At 68.8% G+C, this 21,005-nt stretch carries 15 protein-coding genes and 3 pseudogenes; 2 read left to right on the top strand and 16 right to left on the bottom strand.

Annotation, left to right across the window (positions count from 1 at the left end):
- Window positions 1-271: 271 nt before the first annotated feature.
- From ACZ79I_RS04415 to ACZ79I_RS04405, 3 genes and pseudogenes are all read right to left on the bottom strand, one after another.
- A pseudogene (locus tag ACZ79I_RS04415) lies at window positions 272-1,024 on the bottom strand (IS256 family transposase); the annotation flags it as partial.
- Window positions 1,025-1,067: 43 nt separating this feature from the next.
- Window positions 1,068-3,827: an ATP-binding protein gene (locus tag ACZ79I_RS04410; RefSeq protein WP_471494245.1), complete on the bottom strand. Its 2,760-nt coding sequence runs from the start codon at window positions 3,825-3,827 to the stop codon at window positions 1,068-1,070.
- Window positions 3,828-4,319: 492 nt separating this feature from the next.
- The gene (locus ACZ79I_RS04405) at window positions 4,320-5,294 is read right to left on the bottom strand and encodes a terpene synthase family protein (protein WP_471494243.1); all 975 of its coding nucleotides are present in this window, start codon (window positions 5,292-5,294) and stop codon (window positions 4,320-4,322) included.
- A gap of 915 nt (window positions 5,295-6,209) precedes the next feature.
- Here ACZ79I_RS04405 and ACZ79I_RS04400 point away from each other — a divergent pair.
- Both ACZ79I_RS04400 and ACZ79I_RS04395 read left to right on the top strand, forming a co-directional pair.
- A pseudogene (locus tag ACZ79I_RS04400) lies at window positions 6,210-6,410 on the top strand (hypothetical protein); the annotation flags it as partial.
- A gap of 272 nt (window positions 6,411-6,682) precedes the next feature.
- A pseudogene (locus ACZ79I_RS04395) lies at window positions 6,683-7,701 on the top strand (tyrosine-type recombinase/integrase).
- Between the two features lie 87 nt (window positions 7,702-7,788).
- On the opposite strand, the gene ACZ79I_RS04390 reads toward ACZ79I_RS04395, so the two are convergent.
- From ACZ79I_RS04390 to ACZ79I_RS04330, 13 genes are all read right to left on the bottom strand, one after another.
- Complete coding sequence (locus ACZ79I_RS04390; protein ID WP_471494241.1) at window positions 7,789-8,715, bottom strand: ABC transporter permease; 927 nt, start codon at window positions 8,713-8,715, stop codon at window positions 7,789-7,791.
- Window positions 8,702-9,499: an ABC transporter ATP-binding protein gene (locus tag ACZ79I_RS04385; RefSeq protein WP_471494239.1), complete on the bottom strand. Its 798-nt coding sequence runs from the start codon at window positions 9,497-9,499 to the stop codon at window positions 8,702-8,704. Before ACZ79I_RS04385 ends, ACZ79I_RS04390 begins: the two co-directional genes overlap by 14 nt.
- 34 nt (window positions 9,500-9,533) lie before the next feature.
- A complete protein-coding gene (locus tag ACZ79I_RS04380) occupies window positions 9,534-10,640 on the bottom strand; it encodes an aliphatic sulfonate ABC transporter substrate-binding protein (protein ID WP_471494237.1) in 1,107 nt (368 codons plus the stop codon).
- Between the two features lie 533 nt (window positions 10,641-11,173).
- Window positions 11,174-11,632 (bottom strand): RrF2 family transcriptional regulator, encoded by a 459-nt coding sequence (locus ACZ79I_RS04375; RefSeq protein ID WP_471494235.1) that lies wholly within the window; start codon window positions 11,630-11,632, stop codon window positions 11,174-11,176.
- 90 nt (window positions 11,633-11,722) lie between these two features.
- Window positions 11,723-12,622 carry a TauD/TfdA dioxygenase family protein gene (locus ACZ79I_RS04370; protein WP_471494233.1) on the bottom strand — a complete coding sequence of 300 codons (900 nt, stop codon included), beginning with the start codon at window positions 12,620-12,622 and terminating at the stop codon, window positions 11,723-11,725.
- Window positions 12,623-12,674: 52 nt separating this feature from the next.
- Entirely contained in the window at window positions 12,675-14,141 is a 1,467-nt protein-coding gene (locus ACZ79I_RS04365; protein WP_471494231.1) for an FAD-dependent oxidoreductase, read from the bottom strand.
- Window positions 14,138-15,493 carry an LLM class flavin-dependent oxidoreductase gene (locus ACZ79I_RS04360; RefSeq protein ID WP_471494229.1) on the bottom strand — a complete coding sequence of 452 codons (1,356 nt, stop codon included), beginning with the start codon at window positions 15,491-15,493 and terminating at the stop codon, window positions 14,138-14,140. The genes ACZ79I_RS04365 and ACZ79I_RS04360 overlap by 4 nt, the downstream gene beginning before the upstream one ends.
- 130 nt (window positions 15,494-15,623) lie before the next feature.
- Window positions 15,624-16,571, bottom strand: a complete 948-nt coding sequence (locus ACZ79I_RS04355; RefSeq protein ID WP_471494226.1) for an ABC transporter permease — start codon at window positions 16,569-16,571, stop codon at window positions 15,624-15,626.
- The gene (locus ACZ79I_RS04350) at window positions 16,568-17,407 is read right to left on the bottom strand and encodes an ABC transporter ATP-binding protein (protein WP_471494223.1); all 840 of its coding nucleotides are present in this window, start codon (window positions 17,405-17,407) and stop codon (window positions 16,568-16,570) included. Before ACZ79I_RS04350 ends, ACZ79I_RS04355 begins: the two co-directional genes overlap by 4 nt.
- A gap of 3 nt (window positions 17,408-17,410) precedes the next feature.
- Window positions 17,411-18,448, bottom strand: a complete 1,038-nt coding sequence (locus tag ACZ79I_RS04345; RefSeq protein WP_471494221.1) for an ABC transporter substrate-binding protein — start codon at window positions 18,446-18,448, stop codon at window positions 17,411-17,413.
- 238 nt (window positions 18,449-18,686) lie between these two features.
- Window positions 18,687-18,779 (bottom strand): putative leader peptide, encoded by a 93-nt coding sequence (locus ACZ79I_RS04340; RefSeq protein ID WP_471494219.1) that lies wholly within the window; start codon window positions 18,777-18,779, stop codon window positions 18,687-18,689.
- Window positions 18,780-19,003: 224 nt separating this feature from the next.
- Window positions 19,004-20,230, bottom strand: coding sequence for an acyl-CoA dehydrogenase family protein (locus ACZ79I_RS04335; protein ID WP_471494216.1), 1,227 nt, complete (start codon window positions 20,228-20,230; stop codon window positions 19,004-19,006).
- A gap of 19 nt (window positions 20,231-20,249) precedes the next feature.
- Window positions 20,250-20,816, bottom strand: a complete 567-nt coding sequence (locus tag ACZ79I_RS04330) for a winged helix-turn-helix domain-containing protein (RefSeq protein ID WP_471494214.1) — start codon at window positions 20,814-20,816, stop codon at window positions 20,250-20,252.
- Window positions 20,817-21,005: the final 189 nt, after the last annotated feature.

The following is a 21,005-nucleotide window of genomic DNA, read 5'->3' as shown; positions in this document are numbered from 1 at the left end:
CGTCCATCCCCTCTACCGCCGTTGCAACGAGGGCGCGGTGCAGCCAGTCTCCCAGGGGCCTTCCGGCCCGTCCCGGAGGCGGGAAAATCGGGCCGGGTGGCCGGCTGACTGACGTCGCGCCTGCTTGGTACGGCCGAGTCCTTAGCCAGTCGGATGCGGGGGTCTGTGCAGGTATCAGGATGGTTGTCGCGAGCACGCAAGAGAGCGTCTTACCGGTCTGTGGCCCCGTCGGCCGGCCGCCCGCGCGATGAGCGGGGAACGGCGCAAGGTGGGTTTCGGGGAACACCTTGGCCAGGGCCTTCCAGAAGCCCAGGGCGCCGTCGCCGACCGCGAGCACCGGGGCGCGCATGCCCCGGCGGGCGCAGTCGCGCATCAGGTCGGCCCACGACTCGGCGGACTCGCGGTACGTCCTTGAGCGCGACCAGTTCCTTCGAGCCGTCGGCGCGGACCCCGATGAGCACCAGGACGCAGGGTTTGGCCTCCTCCAGGCGGACGTTGAGGTGGATGCCGTCGGCCCACACATACACGTAGTCGACCTCCGCGAGGTCGCGGTCCATGAACGCGGCATGGTCGGCCTGCCACTGCTGGGCCAGCCGGGTGACGTCGCCGCCGAGAGCCCGGCCGAGCTGCCGAGGAACTGCTCCGGGGCGGGCACGAAGTCGCCGGAGGACAGTCCGTGCAGGCAGAGCAGCGGCAGCACCTCGCTGATCTTCGGCGACTTGCGGCACCACGGCGGCAGGATCGCGGAGGGGAACCGCTTGCGCTCGCCCGTGGCCTCGTCGACGGGCCTGTCGTTCACTCGCGGTGCCTTCACCTCGACCGCCCCGGCCGCGGTGGTGACCTTCCTGGGCCGGTGATAGCCGTTGCGGGCCACCAGGCGGCGCCCTTTGTCGTCACGCTCGCTAGTCAACTCGGTTATACAGGCGTTGACTTCGGCTTCCAGCGCGGCGGCCGGCATCCGTCGTGCGCCTTCCGGAACGATCTCATCCAGCAGCGTCCCGGGCAGCGGGTACCGCCGCCGGATCCGCCTTGCAGGCGGATCCGGATCTGCAAGATCGATCACGACATCACACAGGCCCCATTCGGGGGCCGACCCCGTTGCCTCGCTCGAGGTCAGCCTGCTCTGCGGCGCTCACTCGGCGCTGCACCAAAGTGCGTTGCCGATGCAGCCGCAGCCCCGCCCTGGCCATCTCCGCACGGCCTCGCTCAGCGAGATGGTCGGCACCACATCGGTCCGCCAGCTCGATACCCTCGAACAGCAGCTCGGCCACCCTGTCGGTGCGGCCGGCACGCCTGAGCTCCGCGCCGAGGTCAATCAGCGCCTCAGCGTACGCGTGCCGGTTGGGGGACCGGCTCAGTACCTTCACCGCGCGCTCTCGCTGGGGCAGCGCCTGCCCGTCCTCGTTCACCGCCGCGCCGAAGCGCAGCGCCTCACCGATGGCGGTGGGCGTGCCGTAGCGCTCTGCCCGACGCAGCATCTCCGCTGCGAGGGCGCGGGCGCGCTGGGGGTCCTCCTCGGCGACGGCGATGGCGAGGTATCCCGCCCAGGGACACCAGGTCGGGTTGAGGATGCCCTTGGCTTCCAGCCGTTTCCCGGCCGCGGTGAGTTGTGCCACGGCCTCCTCGCGCAGACCACGGGCGAGAAGCAGTCGTCCGTAGACCGTTTGGGAGTCGGGAAAGGCCACCGCGTTCGGGTAGGGGGGCGCGAAGTCGTACGTCTCGGCGACGCGAAGCGCCTCCTCGACGCGGCCCCGGGACAGCAGGACGTCCAGCAAGAGTCCGACGCCATACCATTGGGCGGGCACCCGGGGGCCCACCCGCTCGGCCAGGCGCACTCCCTCACGCGCGCAGTCCTCTGCTTTGACGAGCATCCCGCGCCGGAACCAGACCAGGCCGAGGAGAGTGAAGCCGAAAGAGAGGTGGGCACCACTCCACCCGACCTGCTCGCACTCTGCGATGGCCGAACTGAACAGTTCCTCCGCGCGGTCGCACTCGTCGGCGTACATGTAGCTGAGCGCGGTCAGGCTCGGGAGTTCGAAACCCCAGTCCGGGTCGGTGTAGCTCAGTCCCAGGGCACGTGCGGCGATGGCCAGCGTGTTCGCGGCCGGCTCCCCGCGCAACATCGCGTCCCAGGCTCGAACGCACAGCAAGGCCCGCTCCTCGATGCCCTTTCCGGGCAAGTGCTCGGCAAGCCGTACGAGCCGACGGGAGCGCACGGACGCCTGCGCCTCGTGCACATCGAAGACCAGCCACAGATAATGCGCTGCCTGCAGGCGCAGCCGCGCACGAGCGGACTCCGCCTGTGCGGCCTCGGCACCCGCGACGGCGGCCGCTCTGGCGAGCTGGTCGTTGTGGGCGAATGCCTGAGCCAGCCGGAAGGTGGCGTCCTCCCTGAGCGCGGGGTCCAGGAAGGGCTGCTCCAGGGCCGCCGTGAGGTGATTGACTGTGACGGCTGGGGCAGTCAGCAGGGCAGAGCAGCCGAGCTCGTAGAGCACGCCTGCGCGATCCTCAGGCGCCGGCGGTTCGCGCAGCGCACGTTCCAGACAGCGTCGAGCCGCGTCGGGTGCGCCAAGACGGAGATTCTCGCGTGCAGCAGCGCGCAGTTGAAGGACGGTGTGTGAGTCGTCCTCGGGATGGGTCTCGAGCAGATGCCGAGCGGCGGCTGTGACGCCCAGGCCCGCGTCGGCCACCGCCCAGGCGGCCTGACCGTGCAGCGCGGTGCGGGTGGCCGGCGGGATGGCCTGGTACACAGCGGTGGCGATGAGCGGATGGATGAACTCGAGTGTCCGGCTGCCGGTGAGGATACGGGCGACGCGCAGCCGGTCCACGGCGTCCTGGGCCTCGGCCGGCGGCAGTCCGGCCACTGCTGCGGCCAGCTCCGGGGAGATCTCGGTGCCGAGCACTGCAGCGGCCCAGGCAAGCCGGACAGAGGCGGGGCCGAGCCTCTCCAGCCGTTTGACCAGTCCGGCGCCGCGGGCGCTCGCAGCGAGTTCGCGCAGCAGGGAGGCCGACTCCGTGTTCGGGGCGAGGCTGCGGTCCTGGACCTTGGCGATGAGCTCGACGGCCTCGTAGGGGTTGCCGCCGGTGACCGCCCAACACTCGCGGCAGAAGGAGTCGTCGGCTTCCTCTCCGAGCGAACTTCGCACCAGTTCGCCCACTGCCTCCGGACTGAGGGCGTGCAGGGGGATCGGGCGTACGCTGCGGCCGTCGATCAGTTCACAGAACGTCGCGGCCTCGGTGGGCACTTCGCCCGGGCGGTAGCCGAGGACGACCAGCACGGGAAGTTCCTGCGCTCTCACCGCGAACGCGGCGAGCCAGGCGAGTGACTCCAGATCACCCCAATGGGCGTCGTCGAGGACGATCACTATCGGTGCCCGGCGCACGGCCAGCTGGGTGACGACCCAGTCCAGACCGTCCCGGACGCCCTGCGGGTCCGGGGCGGCGGTACCGGTCTGCTGAGCGAACAGACCAACGGCCGGGCCGGCGATCTCGTACCACCCGCCGAAGATCTCGCGACGCTCGGTCTCGGTGCAGGAAGCGAGGACGGGCTGCAGCAGCTGGCGTACGACATGGAAGGGGACGGTATGCTCCTGCTCGCTGCCTCGGGCAGACAGTACAGTGCAGCCGCAGGCAGCGGCGATGCGCCGGACCTCGGCCAGCACGGTCGTCTTGCCCAGCCCGGCGGCCGCGCTGAAGAACAGCAGCCCACCCTGCTTGCCTTCGCCGTCCCCGGCGCCTGCGCAGATCGCCTCCACCGCATTCCGAGCAGCGACCACCTCGTTTTGGCGCTCGTACAGGGGCTTACCCGCCCGATCGCGTTCGTCCACGACGGTGGTCTTCTCGGTGCGGTGACGTTCCGACACTCCGTTCCCCCTGCTCTGCCAGCACGCGGGGAAGCCTAGCGAAACATGCACATACACGGCAGAGATGTGGAGGGATTGGATGCGGGCGATCGTGCGGTATGCCACCGGTGTCGGGGAAGCCGCGCAGATGCCACCCGGCCCGGTTCTCGGTACATCCATCCACCGGCGTTGAGTGGTCCGCGGACGGGTTCGTCCCCGGTCCCGCCCTGGATGAGCCAGGCAAGCACGGTGGCGTCGCCGTCGAGTCCGGCCGCGGTCAGCCCACGGGCCGACTTGAAGGCGTCGTTGGCCCAGCCGTGCTCTTCGCGCGCCACCTGTGGGACGTGGTGAGGTCGCAGACCCGCCAGGACGAGTCGTCGAACCCGGGGCCGGCCTCGAGCTGACAGTGCGCCCAGGAGGCTTCCCGAGTCGGTGGGACGGACATCGATCGGTCGCCCGTTCCAAAACAATCCTGGCTCACAACCGCAGCCCCACTGTTGCTGAGGGGACGGGGGCCTCGGCGTACCGTGCCGATTCCTTGCTGTATTCGAGAAACCCACGAGCCCATGCGCGGATCCCGTCCACGTACCGGTCAACTGCGGCCTGTTCCTGCACCGTCAGGTTCATGGCGAGCGCGGTGGTCTGCAGACTGGCTGTTGCGGCAGGCAATTCGATGATTCGCCGGGAGAGCCGGCGGTGCGCCTCGTTGACAGCGTCCTGCAGCGTCAAGTGGTGATGGTGCTGCAGTATCACGACGAGGTTGCTGGTCTCGCCGGTGCGCAGTTCTTTGCCGAGGGAGTACAGGTCGTTGGTCCAGCAGATGACGTCGGCGGCGGTGTCCCGCAGCCGTCGGCAGGCCGGCGAGGACCACACCTGTTCGGTGAGTTCCGCATCCTGTGCGTATTCGGTGAGGTCGAAGCACCAGCCGACCGCTCCGGAGACCCGGCGCCAGACGACGTAGGCATGAGGCGTGGGTACGCTGCGTTCCACCCGGCGCCGGATCATGTCCCGGTTGGTGCGTATCCATTCCGCCAGATGCCGGCGGAAGCGGTCGCTCCATGCGGGGCTCATCTGCTCGGCCAATCGGGGCACGACCTCTGCCAGGACGCGTACGGTCCCCGGCGCCTTTTCGGGCACAACATCCTGTGCGCAGGTGACGATGCGCATCATGGCCTGCAGCTCTGTGTCGACCGCTCCGGAATCGTCCCCGCGGGTGTCGCTGCGGTCGTCGACGGCGAACATCCACAGGGCCAAGCGAGACAGCTCTGCCAGCCGCTCCGGGGGTGCCCATGGCCAGACCCGTCCGGCGAAGGCGATATGGCGCTCCCTGCGGGCCTGCTCAGCCGCTTCCGCAGACAGCAGCCCCACTTTCTGCGCCCACGCCGTGACGCGCGGCTCTACGTGGGGAAGTCCGGGGTTGAGCAGCGAGAGGTCCCGGGTCTTGCACTGCACGGGGGCAAACCGTTGACCGCCGTCCCCTGGGATGGCCCACCCTGCGATCTCGGTGTCCGCGTTTGCAGGCGCTCGTCTCACGAAAACTCCCCTCCGGCCCGCTGCAGCACAGGTGAGGACCGCACCTTGTCATCTTTCCCTACAGACCGGCTTTTACCCGCCCCGCCGGGACACGGCTCCCTCTCTTCATGCATTGCGCCCTCGATACGAAACCCAACGACGTGACTCTCCTGGTGATGTTGGGTAGATCATGCGGTGGCTGAGCACAGAGCGCGGGAGTGCGTGGCCCGGCGTCGTGTTCTGGGTGCGGGCCGGGCCGCGGTAGCGGAAACGTCGCAGCCCGTGGGCCCGGACGTTCTGCGAGAGGGTGCCTCGACGCCGGCGCGGATCGCGTAACGGCGCTGCCATTGCCCGGTCTGCTGGCCGAGCCGGTTGCGCGCCCGGATCTCATGCAACGGCCGGGCAGCACTGGTATCGAGGCTCCCCTCCTACCGTGGAGACCGTGACCGGAGGGGTAGTCGGGGGCCATGGCATCCAGGAAACGCATCTACGACGCTGGGTTCCGCGAGGGGACGGTACGGATCGTGACGGAGACCGGGAAGCCGATTCCGGAAGTGGCTGAGGACCTGGGTATCCATCCGGGGACCTGCACGGTTGGGTGTCGCGAGCGAGGGCGCAACGGGTCGCCGTCGTCGACCGGTCGCTGGCAGAGCCATCGCCCGGCGGTCGGCTGCGGGAGAGCGGGCGCGCTGAGCTGGAGCGGCTGTGGGCCGAGGCCAGGTGATCGGCAACTGCAAGGGCGAGCAGAAGATTCCGTACCGCACCGCCTGCCGGGTGCTGGGGTGTCGGAGTCGTGGTTTTACAAGTGGCGCGACCGCGAGCCGACCACGCGTGAGGTGCGCCGGCAGCAGCTCGGAGGCATACCCCCGGCCCGGTGAGTCCCGTCCGGTCCGGTTCGCGATGCTGGCGCCGAATCTGTTGCCGAAGGCGTTCCCGCTGTTCCGTCAGAGGGGGGAGCGCGGTATGGCCCGCCATCTCGAGGAGCTGGGACGCCGGGGACTGGTTGTGAGTCCTGAAACACCTGGGGTAGCTGATCGAAGATGCCGATCGTTGTAGTCTCCGGAGAACGCCCTTGACCTGCAAATGGCGGGCAGGGAGCAGACAAGTCGGGAGTTTCTCCGTGTTTCGTACCATGTTCAAGTCCAAGATCTAGCGTTTGGGCGTTTCCACAGGTCAGAGCCATGATCGTCGCGTCCGGGTCAGCAAATGGTCAGCTTCAGACGGGAGGGTGTCCCGGCTTGCTGACCTGCACCCGCCGCAGGGCCTGCTGTGCCGCCCGGCGCCCTGTTCGGAAGGCTTGATGCGTGGCTCGACAGCTTGCCCGTGGGATGGGGTCCTTCTTCAAGGAGTGTGGTTGTTCCAGACCGACCCGGTGCCAGCACCCCTACACGATTCGGTTCAGGGACGCTCTAGGTAAACAGCGTGAAGAGGCTGGTTTCGGCACGCAGGATGACGCCATCGAGCGCCTCACGCAGATCTACGCGGAGAAAAAGAAGACGGCCCCATCCGTCGCCGAGGTCCGCCGCGAACTCGGTCAGCAGACGGTCGCGGAATACGCGAAGCAATGGCGACCCCGGCAACGCCGGATGACGGAGTACTCGACGGGCCGGCACGTGGACAGCTCCATCAACGTGCACATCATCCCTCCGTCTCGGGACGAGAAAGCTGAACTCGGTCACGCCGATCGTGGTCGAGCGTTTCCTGGAGGAGTTGGAGACCGACGGGGTCGGGCGCCCAGGAACCCGAGTACGTCCGCGAGAGGGTGGTCATCCCATCTCTTGCGTACGTGAAGAAGGCGCTGACTGTCGCGGATCACATCCTCGCGCTCGAGATCGTCATGATGGTGGGCTGCGGCTTGCGAAACGGGGAAGCCCGGGCCGTGAACATCAACAACGTCGTGGCGGACGACGTCTATCGAGTGCACGAGCAGATCCACTCCAACACGCACAAGCCGGCGAAGCTGAAGCACCGCAAGGCAGGGGAGTTGCGGGAGGTCCCTCTGCCGCGCTCGGTGCGAGAAGCGATGGAGCGGTACGAGGAGAAGCACGGCACCTCGAGGGACGGCTACCTGCTGCGCGGCCCCAGCGGCTACTACACCGAGCCGATGGAACGCCGCCGCGTGCAGAAGCTCTTCAAGGATCTTCCGGCGCAGGACGGCGTCGGCATGTACAGCTTCCGGCACTACTTCGCCCCGAACGCCCTCGGGAACGGGATACCGATCACCGACGTGGCGGAGTGGATGGGTCACTCCATCGAGGAGACGTATCGCACCTACCGGCATCTGATGCCGGGAAGCATCACCAAGGCGGCCCGCATCCTCGACGCCGGCTTGTGGGAAGCGGCTTGATCCGACCTGCCGCCGGCAGGCTCTACGTCCGATGGCGCTGCATCCCGGAGAGCACGATCGGCTACCCGGCACGCCGCGACGAGAGCCTCAGCGGGTGACCAGCAGGCCCCGGCCGCGCAGCACCCGTCGCTCCAACGGGCTGAAGATCAGCAGGTCGATGGCGATACCGACGAGCAGGATCAGGAAGATGGCCAGGAACACCTGCGACATGCTGGAGTTGTTGCGCCCGTTCTCCAGCAACTGGCCGAGACCGACGCCCAGATCGGGAGAGGAGGCGATGATCTCGGCGGCCATCAGTGATCGCCAGGAGAACGCCCAGCCCTGCTTCAGCCCCGCCAGATAGCCGGGGAGTGCCCCCGGCATCACGACGTGCCAGGCTGCGCGCAGCCCGGTCGCGCCCAGTGTGCGCCCGGCGCGCAGGAACAGTGGCGGGATCTGTTCGACACCCGCGACGAGGCCGTTGGCGATGGAGGGGACAGCGCCGAGCAGGATCACGGCGTACATCATCGAGTCGTTCAGGCCGAGCCAGATCACGGCGGGCGGTACCCAGGCCACCGAGGGCAGCGACTGCAGGCCGGACAGGATGGGGCCGATGGCCGCCCGGACGTACCTCACCCGCGCGACCAGCAGGCCGAGGGGCGTACCGATGACCAGCGCCATCAGGAAACCGAGCAGGCCGCGCGAGACGCTGGCCCAGATGTAGCCGAGCAGGGTGCCCTGGAGCCATGCGTCGCGTACCTCGCCCCACACGTCGGACGGCGAGGGCAGCTTGTAGTCGGGGGCTGCCCCGGCCCACACCAGCAGCTGCCAGACCACCAGCACCAGTGCGACGGCGGTGACGGGCGGCAGCACCTTGCGTAGGAGCGTCTCGCGCAGCGGCGCACGGCCGGCCTGCACCGAGTCCAGCGCGTCGAGGCCCGCCTCCAGCCCCGTCAGATCCCGCGGGCCCCGGCGGTCCCCGGCTGCGGGAGAGCCGTCCTTCTCGATGTCGACACCGGCGTCAGTGCTGGCCATGGCGGCGGATCTCCCCACGCAGTTCTTCGGTTATCTCGACGGACAGCTCGGCGACCGCGCTGTCTTCGATGCGGCGCGGCTGCGGAATGCCGACCGTCCACTCCCGGGCGATACGCCCCGGACGTGAGGACAGCAGCACCACCCGCTGCGCCAGCCGCACCGCCTCCCGCACGTTGTGCGTCACGAACAGCACCGAAAGTCCCGTCTCACGCCAGATGCGGGTCAGTTCGTCGTGCAGGACGTCACGGGTGATCGCGTCCAGGGCGGCGAACGGCTCGTCCATCAGCAGCAGTCGGCTGTCCTGCGCCAGCGCCCGGGCCAGCGCGACGCGCTGCCGCATACCGCCGGACAGTTCGTGCACCCGCTTGCGATGCGCGCCTTGCAGTCGTACGAGTTCCAGAAGCCGTTCCGCCTCCTGACGGCGCTCCGGCTTGGCCACCGCGCGCATTTTCAGCGCGAGTTCGATGTTCTTGCCCGCGGTCAGCCACGGGAACAGGGCGTGTTCCTGGAACATCAGGGCGGGCCGGCCGTCCGTGGCGATCGTTCCGGCGGACGGCCGGTCCAGTCCCGCGACCAGGTTGAGCAGGGTGGACTTGCCGCAGCCCGAGGCTCCCAGGAGGGTGACGAACTCGCCCGGCGCGACATCGAGCGTGATGTCGTCCAGCACGAGCTGCTGTCCGGCGGGTGTGTTCGGAGCGGGGAAGGACTTCGAGACATGCTCGATGCGGGCGGCGTGCGTCACCGCCGTGGCGTCCTCGGCAGCCTTGGCCGACGCGGTGGCCATGGTCACCTCCTGGGAACTCATCGGTCCGCTGTCGCTACTTGGCGCCGAGACCGGCGTCGTCGACCTTGTCCTTGCCTTCGGTCTTGAGGACCTTGTTGAGCAGCGTGAGGTCGTAAATGCCCTTCAGGTTGGGCTTGTCCAGCAGGCCGGCCGTCACCGCGTGCTCCGCCTCGGTGTTGAGAGTGGAGGCCAGGGGGTCATCGAGGAAGGTGATGGACTTCCAGGCCGGGTCGATGACGTCGGCGGGCAGCGCCTTGCCCGACAGCTTCTCCAGCGCCGTGTTGGCGGACGCCTTCGCCTTCTCCGGGTCGGCGTTGATCCGCTCATTCGTCTTCACCGAGCCGCGCAGCACGGCCTCGACGACGTCCGGGTGCTTCTTGAGGAAGTCCTGTCGCACGACGATGTTCGTGATCACGAACTTCTTGTCGGGCCACAGTGTCGACTCGTCGAGCAGTACCTTCGCGCCCTCGGCGACCAGCTTGGACGCGGTCGGCTCGGGCACCCAGGCGCCGTCGACGGAGCCGGACTTGTAGGCGTCCGGAGTGATCTTGTTGTCGGTGCGGACGACGGAGACGTCGCCCTTGCCGCTCTGGGCGTCTACCTTCCACCCCTGGCCGGCGATCCAGTTGAGGAACGCGACATCCTGGGTGTTGCCGAGCTGCGGCGTGGCGATCTTCTTGCCCTTGACGTCCTTCAGGGACTTGATCTTCTTCGGGTTGACGACGAGCTTCACGCCGCCGGAGGCGGAGCCGCCGATGATTCGCAGGTTCTTGCCGAGGGACTTTGTGTAGCCGTTGATGGAGGGGGAGGGGCCGATCCAGCCGATGTCGATGGAGCCGGCGTTGAGCGCCTCGATCTCGGAGGGGCCGGCGTTGAACGTGGAGGTCTTGACCGTGGTGCCGCCGAGCTCCTTCTGGAACAAGCCCTCCTGGACGCCCACGAGAGCGGTGGCGTGCGTGAGGTTGGGGAAGTAGCCGATCTTCACTTCGTCGGTGGAGAGCTTCTTGGCGCCCGCCGTGACCGCGGTCTTCTTCCCGTCGCCAGTGGACTTGGATCCGTACCCGCAGGCGGTCAGCAGGACGGGGAGCGTCGTGATGACGGCGATGGTGCGCAGGGTGGTGAGCGGTCTTGCGGCAGACACGGAGGTGTCCTTTCAGGGGATGGATGATCAGGGAGGTACGGCAACGCGAGGCGGGGCTACGCGCGGGCACCCGTGCTCCACTCGCCGACCGTCGGCGGCAGGAATGCCGCCTCGGGCCGAGGAGCGGATCGTGGAGGGGAGTGGAATTACGCCTCCGTCAAAGCCGTGCCGCGCCTGGAGGATGGGGGCGGGGAGCGCCGGGGCAGGCGAAGGTGCCCCGTCCCGCCGAAGCCGGCTGGACGGTGGGTGGAGCACAGCGAGTTTCTGTGCGGTGCCGGCGGGGTGCGGATGACTTAGACAGGCCGACAGATGGCACTGAACGCGTAGCCGAAGTCGATGTGGCGACGCGATGTCAGCAGGGGAAGCAACAGCAGTGTGCGGTTGAGCGACCTCATGACCCCACCCCGCATTTCCTGGTTTTCCTACCTGGCTGCTAGGGATCGTGGCAGAAGGTGGCGTCCACCCCAAGAGGGCGTTCGCATGCTGGACGGCCGTATCTCGCGTTCTGGGATGAGGTTGAATGGCTCAGAGGGTCAGGGGTTCGCCCACGCTCCCGGGGCATCGCTCAACGCCGACACTTCAGCAGGTAGCCGGGCCGCTGCGACGTCGGCCAGCGACACGCCGTCGAGGATCTCGCGCACATTGGACCGCAGTGCGATCCACAGAGGCAGCAACGACTTGGCGGGGCCGGTGTAGGACAGCTCCGGCGGGCGGACCCCGCGCACCGAGACAAGCGGTCCGTCCACGACGCGGATGACGTCGGCAATGCTGATGGACTCGGCGGGCCTGGCCAGCCGGTAGCCGCCGTTGCCGCCGCGCTGGCTGAGGACGAGACCGCCCCGGCGCATGTCGTTCAGGATGCTTTCGAGGAACTTGTGCGGGATGTCCTGAGCGTCGGCGATGGCCTCGGCCTTCATCGGCCCGTCATCCCGGGACGCGGCGAGCTGCAGTGCGGCACGTACCGCGTAGTCCGCCCTGGCTGAGATCCGCATACGCCCATTATTCCGTACGGCTTCGGTCGGCATCCGCTGCGGGCACGCCGCCGGGCGGGGTAGGTGCCCCGCCCGGCGGGCCGGAGGGGTTCAGGCCGCGGCGGGGGTGTAGTGGGAGGCGTCGTCGCCCTCGATGACGTGGCTGAGGGTGCCGTCGACACCGGCGGGGACGTCGCCCGCGACGGTCACCCGGTGCAGCAGGCGGGGGAGGTCGCCGTAGTCGTCGGGGGCGTAGTGCTGGGTGATGCGGTTGTCGAACAGGACGAGGTCGCCCGGCGTCCAGGCCACACGCACGATGTTCTCCGGGCGGGTGACGTACGACTGGAAGATGCGCAGCAGGTCGCGTGAGTCGGAGGGGCCGAGTCCGATGATGCTCTGGGCGAAACCGCCGATGAACAGTCCGCGCTCCCCGGTCTCGGGGTGGACGCGGACGACGGGGTGCGCGGTGCGGTACTTCCGGGAGACGAATCGCCTGCGATGTTCGGCGGCCTTCTCGCTCTTCGGGGCGGCGTAGTCGTAGTCGTTGGTGTGCACAACCCACAGCTTGTCGGCCAGCTCGCGCAGCGGCTCGGGCAGGTCGCGGTAGGCGGCGGCCGAGTTGGCGATGAGGGTGTTGCCGCCGTAGGGCGGGACCACGAGGCTGCGCAGCGTGGTCGCCTTCGGGGGCGTCCGGACGAAGGTGACGTCCGTGTGCCAGTGGTTGGCGCGGATGCCCTCGTCGCCGTCGACGGGCAGGATCTCGGGCCGGCCCTCGACGGAGGGCACGGTGGGGTGCGCGGTGGTGAGCTGCCCGAAGAGGGAGGCGAAGCGGAGCTGGCCGGCGTCGTCGAGGTCCTGGCCGCGGAAGACGAGCGCCTTGTGTTCCAGGAGGGCGGAGTTGATCTCGGTGACGACGGCGGGGTCGAGGCCGGTGGAGAGATCCACGCCGAGGATCTCGGCGCCGATGCGGCCGCCGATCCTGCGGATGTCGAAGCCGGTGTCGGTGGTCATATGCGGGTGTCCTTTCGAGAGGCGATCGCGGAGGTGATCGGCTGGGAGGTCATCAGGAGGTGATGGGCGGGGAGATTCCCTCGGACCCCGGCGGTCCGAGGGAAGGACCGACGGCTCGCAGGGCGCCGGGCGTGCGGCCCCGACCCCAGCCGATGTGCCGTCGGTAACTGCCGAGCAGGCCGGCACGGTCCAGGTACTCCTCGTCCCGGGCCATGGAGTCGCCGAGCAGCGGGCGAGTCAGGGGCGCGACGTGCAGGGCGTCGGCCGGGCAGTTCGCCTCGCACTGGAAGCAGGTCTGGCAGTCGTCGCGGCGGGCAAGCACGGGGATGCCGTCCGCGCCCCGGTCGAAGACGTTGGTCGGACAGACCTTGATGCACTTGTCGCAGGTGATGCATCGTTCCGCCGAGACCAGTTCGATCACGAGGCCACCCCCAGTGGTGCCGTGGGTGTGGCTGACGTCGAAGCCGCCGCAGATCAGCTCGCGGGTCGCGGCGTCCTCGGCCGCGTACAGTCCGGGGACGGTGGTGGAGCAGCCGTCGCCGGAGATGCGGATGCCGCCGGTACCGCGCACGGTGCCCTCGGCGAGGAGCGTGACGGCGAATAGCCGGGTGAAGGGGTCGATGCCGAGCCGGTCGAAGGTGAGGAAGAAGTTCGGCTGGGCCAGCCGCATCGCCTGCCGGGCGATCGCGTCTGCCTGGTCCAGGCAGCAGTACACCTTCTCGCTGGGCAGCGTTCGCGCGGTCACGGACCTGCCGCCCTGGCTGGCTGCGCCCTCCAGGACCGTGCCGTCCTCCCGGTAGAAGGTGGCGAAGGAGTAGAACGCGGTCTTGGTGACGGAGGTGCCCTCGGGTGCGATGCCGTACGCGTTGGAGAACTCCATCCCCGACAGCTCCGCCCCCGCCTCGGCGGCGAACAGGGCACCGTCGCCGGTGTTGACGTTGCAGCCGAGCGCTCCGCTGAGGAATGCGCAGCCACCCGTGGCCAGGACGACCGCCCCGGCGCGCACCCGGTACGGCTGCCCGGCCTGGCGCCGGTGGCCCCTGGCCCCGGCGACGGCGCCGAAGGGGTCGGTGAGCAGTTCGGTGACCGGGCTGTGGTCGAGGATGCGTGCCCCGGCCCGCTGGACGCGGATCCGCATCCTGCGCATGTATTCCGGCCCTTGCAACCCGTTCCTGAGCTGCTTCCCGTCGGGCCCGGTCGGGAAGGGGAAGCGCCCGGCCGCCGCGAGTTCGTTCATTCCGGCGTATGTCTGGTCCAGAACCCGGGCCATCCAGCGCCGGTCGGCCAGGTATCCGCCCAGGGCCTCCCTGCTCGCCATGGCCGCCTCCCGTGCGGCGGGCTCCGGGGGGACGTACCAGACGCCGGTACCGGCCGAGGCGGTGGCGCCGCTGGTGCCGCAGTAGCCCTTGTCGGCGAGGACCACGTCGGCCCCGTCCTGAGCCGCCTTGAGCGCGGCCCACGTGGCCGCGGGGCCGCCGCCGACCACCAGGACGTCGGCGGTGAGTTCCAGCCCGCTCATACCGGTTGCCTTTCTCCGGCGGCGGCCGCGACCAGCCGGTTGGCGGGGCGGGCCAGGCCGTAGTGTTCGCGGAGGGTGCGGCCGGTGTACTCGGTGCGGAACAGGCCGCGCCGCTGCAGGATCGGCACCACGTGGTCGACGAAGTCCTCCAAGCCGCCCGGCAGATGGGGCGGCATGATGTTGAAGCCGTCGGCGGCGCCCTGGGTGAACCACTCCTCGAGCTGGTCGGCTATCTGCTCGGGCGTGCCGGCGAAGACGTGGTGGCCGCGTCCGGCGCCGAGACGGGCGATGAGCTCGCGCAGGGTGAGGCCGTCGCGGCGAGCGAGTTCGGCGACGAGCGTGAAACGGCTCTTGTTGCCGTTGATGTCCCGTTCCTCGGGCAGGTCGGGCAGCGGTCCGTCCAGCGGCAGCCCGGTCAGATCGGTCCCGAGCATCCCGGAGAGCTGGGCGAGTCCGTATTCCGGGACCTGAAGTGCGGTCAGTTCCTGCTCCAACGCGTGTGCCTCCGCCTCGGTCGAGCCGATGACGGGGGCGATACCCGGCAGGACCAGTAGCTGGTCCCCGGTACGGCCGTGGCGGGCCAGCCGGGACTTGAGGTCCTTGTAGAAGGACTGGCCGTCGGCGAGGGTCTGCTGGGCGGTGAAGACGGCCTCGGCGTACCGGGCGGCGAACTCCTTGCCGTCCTCCGAGGAGCCAGCCTGCACCAGCAGCGGATATCCCTGTGGGGTGCGGGGTACGTTCAGGGGGCCCTGCACCCCGAAGTACTCCCCGCGGTGGTTGATCTCCCGCACCTTGTCGGTGTCGGCGTAGACGCCGCGTTCACGGTCGAGCAGGATCGCCTCGTCCTCCCAGCTGTCCCACAGCTTGGTGGCGACCTCGACGAACTCCCGCGCCCGCTCGTAGCGCAGCTGGTGCTCCAGGTGCTCGTCCTGCCCGAAGTTGCGGGCCTCGTTCACCGTGCCGGAGGTGACGATGTTCCAGCCGGCCCGGCCACCGCTGATGTGGTCCAGGGAGGCGAACTTGCGGGCGGTGTGGAAGGGTTCGTTGAAGGTGGTGGAGACGGTGGCGATCAGGCCGACGCGGTCCGTGACGGCCGCCAGGGCTGACAGCAGGGTCAGCGGTTCGAAGCCGCCGAGCGCGTTGTGCCGGACCTTGCCCCACAGGGCTAGGCCGTCGGCGAGGAAGACCGAGTCGAGCAGGCCGCGCTCGGCGGTCTGCGCGAGCTGCTGGAAGTAGCGCAGATCGGTGACGCGTTCGGGCTGAGTACGGGGGTGTCGCCAGGCGGCGTCGTGGTGGCCGGCGTTCATCAGGAAGGCGTTGAGATGCAGCTGACGGGGGCTGGTGGTGGTCATGAGGTACCTCGGGTCGGTGGAGTGGGGTGATCGGCGCACAGCGGACGTCGTGGGCGCGGGCCGTCGCGGTCCGTGAGTCGAACCGCTCGTGTGACGGGAGCGGAGGCAGTGGGACGAGCAGGCGGCCGGGTCAGTCGCGCGCGGGTACGCGCCAGGAGCTGAGCCGCCGTTCCACGGCTACCAGGACCTGGTTGAAGGCCACGCCGATGGCGGAGACCGTGACGATGCCCGCGTACATCTGCGGGATCGCGAAGTTGTACTGCGAGGCGTTGATCAGGTAACCGAGGCCGGCCTTGGCGCCGATCATCTCGGCGGCGACCAGGACCAGAACGGACGCCGCTCCCGCCAGCCGGATGCCGGTGAAGATCACCGGTATCGAGGACGGCAGGATGACCTTCTGGAACAGCCGGAGTGCGGACAGGTCCATCGACTTCGCGAGCTTCAGCAGGGTCGGGTCGACGGTGCGGACCGCGCTGATGGTGTTGAGCAGGATCGGCCAGGTGCACGCGTACACCACGATGGAGATCTTCGAGGTCTCGCCGATGCCCAGCAACAGCACGAACACCGGCAGCAGGGCCAGCGCCGCGGTGTTGCGGAAGACCTCCAGCAGTGGACCGAGAAGGTCGGCGACCGGCCGGTACCAGCCGATCAACAGGCCGAGCGGCACCGCGACGGCCACGGCGATACCGAATCCGCTGAAGGAGCGGACCAGACTGGCGCGTGCGTTGTCGGCGAGCCGGCCGTCGGCGGCCAGCCCCCACCAGGCGCGGGCGACCTCGCTGAAGGGCGGCAGGAAGGTCCGGTCGACCAGGCCGAGTCGCGGTGCGGTCTCCCACAGGATCAGCAGAGCCACGATCGCCACGGACTTGGTCGCCCCCTTCACCAGCAGGGACGGCAGGCGTGACGCCGCCCGGCGCACCCGGGCCGTGGGGGAGGGGCCCCGGCGTACGTCCGATGCCCCGGGCATCCCGGACGAGGTGGTGGACGCAGCAGGGGGAGCAGCCGGGACGGGCGCGGTGGTGCTCGCAGACCCCGGCGACGTGGTCTTGGCGGTGGCCGTGCCGGTTGTGGGGCTCATACGGAAGCCTCCTCCTTCTCCAACTGCTGGGCCCTGGCCACCTCGTCGTGCAGGAGCGACCAGATCTCGTGCCGGTGGTGGGCGAACTCGGGACTGGAGCGGAGGTCGTCCGTCGCCGTGCGGGCGTCGAAGGCGACCGGCACGATCTGCTTGATGCGGCCGGGCCTCGACGTCATGACAGCCACGCGCTGCCCCAGGTAGACGGCCTCGTCGATGCCGTGCGTGATGAAGACGACGGTCTTGCCGGTGCGCTGCCAGATGCGCAACAGTTCGTCCTGCAGCGACTCCCGGGTCTGGGCGTCCAGCGCGGCGAACGGCTCGTCCATCAGGAGCACATCGGGGTCGTAGGCGAGGCTGCGGGCGATCGCCACCCGCTGCCGCATCCCGCCCGACAGCTCATGCGGGTGGCGGTCCTCGAACCCTGTCAGGCCCACCAGAGCCAGGAACTCACGGGCGAGCGCCGCCCGTTGACGACGAGGGACGCCGGTGGCCTCCAGGCCGAACTCGACGTTGCCCTGTGCCGTTCGCCACGGCAGCAGCGCGTACTGCTGGAAGACGACGCCGCGGTCCAGGCCCGGGCCGGTGACGGGTTTGCTATCCAACAGGATCTGTCCGCCGGTGGGCTGGGCGAGGCCGCCGAGGAGATCGAGCAGAGTCGACTTCCCGCAGCCGCTCGGTCCGACCAGGACCATGAACTCGCCGGCCGCTATGTCGAGGTTGATGCCGTCCAGGGCGGTGAACCGGGAGCCCTGCCGGGCCTGATTCGCCCGGTCCTTGACGGTGAACTCCTTCCGTACCTGCTGCAGAACGATTTTGGCAGTGCTGGATTCCGGCATGGGTCAGCTCCCGCTGGTCGAGGCGGAAGAAGCCGCGTTGAACTCATTGGTGTAGAGATCGGCCACCTTGACCTGGCCCTTCTTGATGTCTCCGCGCTCGGCCAGCCAGTCGATCCACAGCTGCAGCTCCTTGTCGGTGATCCGGCCCGCCGTCTCGGCGACGCCGAAGGAGCGCCAGTACTTCAGCGGCGCGGTGTCCTCGTTACGGCCACGCTTCTTGACGATGCCGGTCATCCGGGCGACGACTTCGTCGCGCGGAGTGGAGCGGGCCCACTCGATGGCCTTTCCGACACCGGTGACGAAGACCCGGGCCGTGTCAGGGTTCTGCTTCAGGAAGCGGTCGGTCATCACGTAGGTGCCGGCGCTGAACGCGCCGAGCAGTCGGTAGTCGGTGAACAGCGGTCGGACGCCCCCGGCTGCCAGGGCCTTGTCGCGCAGGATGCCGCCGAGCACGGCCACGTCTATCTGCTTCTGGCGCAGCGTCTGCTCAGTGTTGACCGGAGGGATCACGAGAGGCTCGACCTTGCCGATCTCCGCCCGGGGCAGGCCGCCTCGCTGCAGGTAGATGTCGAGCATGGCCTCGGAATGGGCGCCGAGGGTGTTCATGCCGACCTTCTTGCCGATCAGGTCCCTGGCCGATCTGATCGGGCTGTCCTCGAGGACGTAGAAGCCGTTGTAGGCGTACTTGTCGGAGCCGTAGTAGCTGATGACCGCCTTGACGGGGGCCCCGTTCGCCGCCAGTTTCACGACCGCGCCATTGAAGGCCCCGCCGAAGTCGACCTGGCCCGTGGCCGCGGACTGGATGTCCTGCGGCCCGCTGATCGTGTTGCCGATCCACTTCAGCTTCACATCGCCCAGATAGCCGAGGTCCTCGGCCAGCTCCGGCAGGGTCACTTGGCCCGCCCAGCCCTGGTATCGCAGCGTCTTGGTCCCCCCGTCGCCGGAGGTGGCTCCGGTCGCGGTCGTGCCGCAGCTCACGGCCACCGCCGAAAGGCCGAGCAGAGAGAGAAACTGGCGTCGGTTCGATGCCGTCGTGGCCATGGATGGGTCCTGTTCGAGATCGATGGAGCGGCTGGAGTGCGTACCGTGCGGTTGCCAAGTACGTCGGTGTCACTGGGAAGGCGTGACGAGAAGTGATGGAAGAGAGTGCGCGCGGCCAGCGCTCAGTGGTGGTGAATAGAGATCACGAGCTCATCAGAAATGGCTGTGGTGAGCCCCAGGTTTACGCAGGCGCGGCCTGACGCAGAAACCGATCATGAAATGAGCGTGGCTGCGCCTGTCAGCGGGTACAACGACCGACAGAACAGATGGCGCCGGCCTGACGTCGCAGGTCGACGTGCAGGCGCGCGGTGAGGTTCTCGGACTTGCTCACAGTCAAGAGAATCGCAGCGAAATCCAGCCAGGTCAACGGCGCTTGCGTGTCCGTCTCATATTCTCAACGGTCCGACATGTGGGTGAAGTACGGCGTTCACAATTGCCTGTGCGGCAGGCGTGGAAAGTCGGACTCGCGGCGAATCTGCTGGAGGGATCGGACCTCATGCATCTCGCAGCAATTCAATTGCTGCTGGTTCGGCGTTCCGGGCCGGCCGATAACGGTCAGGCAGGCAGGACGAATGGCGGATGTTCGCCGTTGAGGAAGTAGTCCCCCACATCGCGGAGCCGGTGAGCGACGGGCTCGTACAGGGTGTGGGTTCGGGCGTTGCGCCAGAAGCGGTCGAAGCCCAGCCGCGAGGACGCGGAGCGGACGCCGACGATGTCCAGGGCACGGGTGGTGGACTCCTGCGCGGCCCGGGAGGCGGCGGCTTCGGCCATGGCGACGAGGATGGAGATGTCCGCGTATTCGTCGTAGGTGAGGTCTTCTCCGCGTGTCAGTCCGCCGTGCACGGCCTCCACCGCCTGATCGGTGAGTGCGGACGCGGAGCGGGTGAGGACGGTGAGTTCCCCGTAGGCGGCCAGCACCTGCGGGTCCTGGGGGGAGCCGACCGGCCGGGCGAGGTGCCAGGGCGAGTGACCCGCCCGGCTGTACTCCCGGGCTTCGGCGAGCACTCCCTCGGCCACGCCGAGACGGAGCTGGACGGACAGCAGACGCCCCACCGGAGAGGCCAGGGCAGCCAGGGGCGACAGGATGTCCTCGTCCGCGGACAGGGAACCGAGGACGTCGTCGGCGGCAACCGGTACGGCGTCGAACTCCACGCTTCCGCCGGCCGCGAGGCGCTGGCCGAAGGTGTCGGCGTCGCCATCGATACCGACGCCGTGGTGGGCGGGATCGACGACGACGGCGAGTGGTTCGCCGGTGTCGGCGCGCACGGCCCGAACGGCGAGGCGGTCGGCGACCAGGACTCCGGTGGGGTAACTCTGGCGACCGTTGAGCACATGGCCGCCGCGAGCCCTGGTCAACGTCAGAGGGGAGTCCTGACGGGCCAGACCGCCACCCCAGCACCACTGCTCCAGCGCGTACTGTCGCTCGAGTCGGGCGACGCGGGAGCGCTCGGTGAAAAACCGGGCGCTCCACGACAGGAAGTAGTGACAGCCGAGCAGTTGACCGATCGCGCCGTCGGCTGCGGCGATCTCCCGGACCACGGCGTAGGCCGTGGGCCAGTCCGCGCCTCCTCCTGACTCTGCCGGTATGAGGAGCGTCAGCAATCCCGCCTCGCGTAACCGGGACACCTCATCGAGCGGGGCCTTGCCTGCCTGTTCCCGGGCCACCGCGTCCGTGGCCAGGTCGTCCGCCGTCTCGCGGGCCACGCGCAGCCAGTGCGTGCGGCCGGGCCCGGTTCGGTCGGACTCCGAAAGGGGGCCGGACGGCGCAGGGGCAACGCCCATGGCGGAGGTCTCCTCAAGGTCAACGGCAAGGTGTCGAGTCGGAGCTCTGCTGCTGGTCGGGTACGTATTTGTAACCCACCCGCCGTACGGTGACGATCCGGTGCCGGTGGGCCGCGCCCAGCTTGCGGCGCAGACGCGCGATGTGGACATCCACGGTGCGGCCGTCGCCGATGTGGTCGTAGCCCCATATGCGGGCCATCAGTTGCTCGCGCGAGTGCACTTGATGGGGATGCGAATCGAGATGTGCCAACAGTGCGAACTCCAGGTACGTGAGATCGAGTTCACGTCCATCCAGTTCTGCGACGTGTCGCGCGGTGTCGATACGGACGGCATCGCTTCCCGTCTGCCGCACCGGAGGTGAGTCCGTATAGGCCACTGGTCGGATCTCCGGTCGTGTCACGTCCTTGGCGAAGAGCTCGGCGGGATCGGTGCCCTCGGGGACCAGAACGAGGTAGCCGACGAGGGGAGCGGAACCGTTTCCGCCGTCGCCACCCTGCGCGTCGCCTCCGACGAGGCGGAGATGGCGCATATCGGGGAGCGGCGAGCCCGACGGGGGGTTGGCCTGGGCCGGAAGTGCCGTGGTCATGGCGGTCGTCCTTCGGGAGTACGTCGGGACATCAGCTGCAGCGGAAATCGGCTCGCCTGATCGCCCGGAATGAGAGAGAAGGAGCGGAGCGGCACGTGCTGAGTGTCAGCCGTGTGCCTTACGCGTGACAGCAGGCGGCACTGACGACGTGACCAAAGTCGACATGCCGACGACGAACGAGTCGTTGCT

This window comes from Streptomyces sp. PSU-S4-23, from assembly GCF_055632315.1.
This window is presented reverse-complemented; position numbering and strand designations above follow the sequence as displayed.

Coding starts and splice junctions, on each gene's coding strand:
- ACZ79I_RS04390 (WP_471494241.1), bottom strand. CDS start 8,715: ATGGCCAGCACTGACGCCGGTGTCGACATCGAGAAGGACGGCTCTCCC.
- ACZ79I_RS04385 (WP_471494239.1), bottom strand. CDS start 9,499: ATGGCCACCGCGTCGGCCAAGGCTGCCGAGGACGCCACGGCGGTGACG.
- ACZ79I_RS04375 (WP_471494235.1), bottom strand. CDS start 11,632: ATGCGGATCTCAGCCAGGGCGGACTACGCGGTACGTGCCGCACTGCAG.
- ACZ79I_RS04370 (WP_471494233.1), bottom strand. CDS start 12,622: ATGACCACCGACACCGGCTTCGACATCCGCAGGATCGGCGGCCGCATC.
- ACZ79I_RS04365 (WP_471494231.1), bottom strand. CDS start 14,141: ATGAGCGGGCTGGAACTCACCGCCGACGTCCTGGTGGTCGGCGGCGGC.
- ACZ79I_RS04360 (WP_471494229.1), bottom strand. CDS start 15,493: ATGACCACCACCAGCCCCCGTCAGCTGCATCTCAACGCCTTCCTGATG.
- ACZ79I_RS04355 (WP_471494226.1), bottom strand. CDS start 16,571: ATGAGCCCCACAACCGGCACGGCCACCGCCAAGACCACGTCGCCGGGG.
- ACZ79I_RS04350 (WP_471494223.1), bottom strand. CDS start 17,407: ATGCCGGAATCCAGCACTGCCAAAATCGTTCTGCAGCAGGTACGGAAG.
- ACZ79I_RS04345 (WP_471494221.1), bottom strand. CDS start 18,448: ATGGCCACGACGGCATCGAACCGACGCCAGTTTCTCTCTCTGCTCGGC.
- ACZ79I_RS04335 (WP_471494216.1), bottom strand. CDS start 20,230: ATGGGCGTTGCCCCTGCGCCGTCCGGCCCCCTTTCGGAGTCCGACCGA.
- ACZ79I_RS04330 (WP_471494214.1), bottom strand. CDS start 20,816: ATGACCACGGCACTTCCGGCCCAGGCCAACCCCCCGTCGGGCTCGCCG.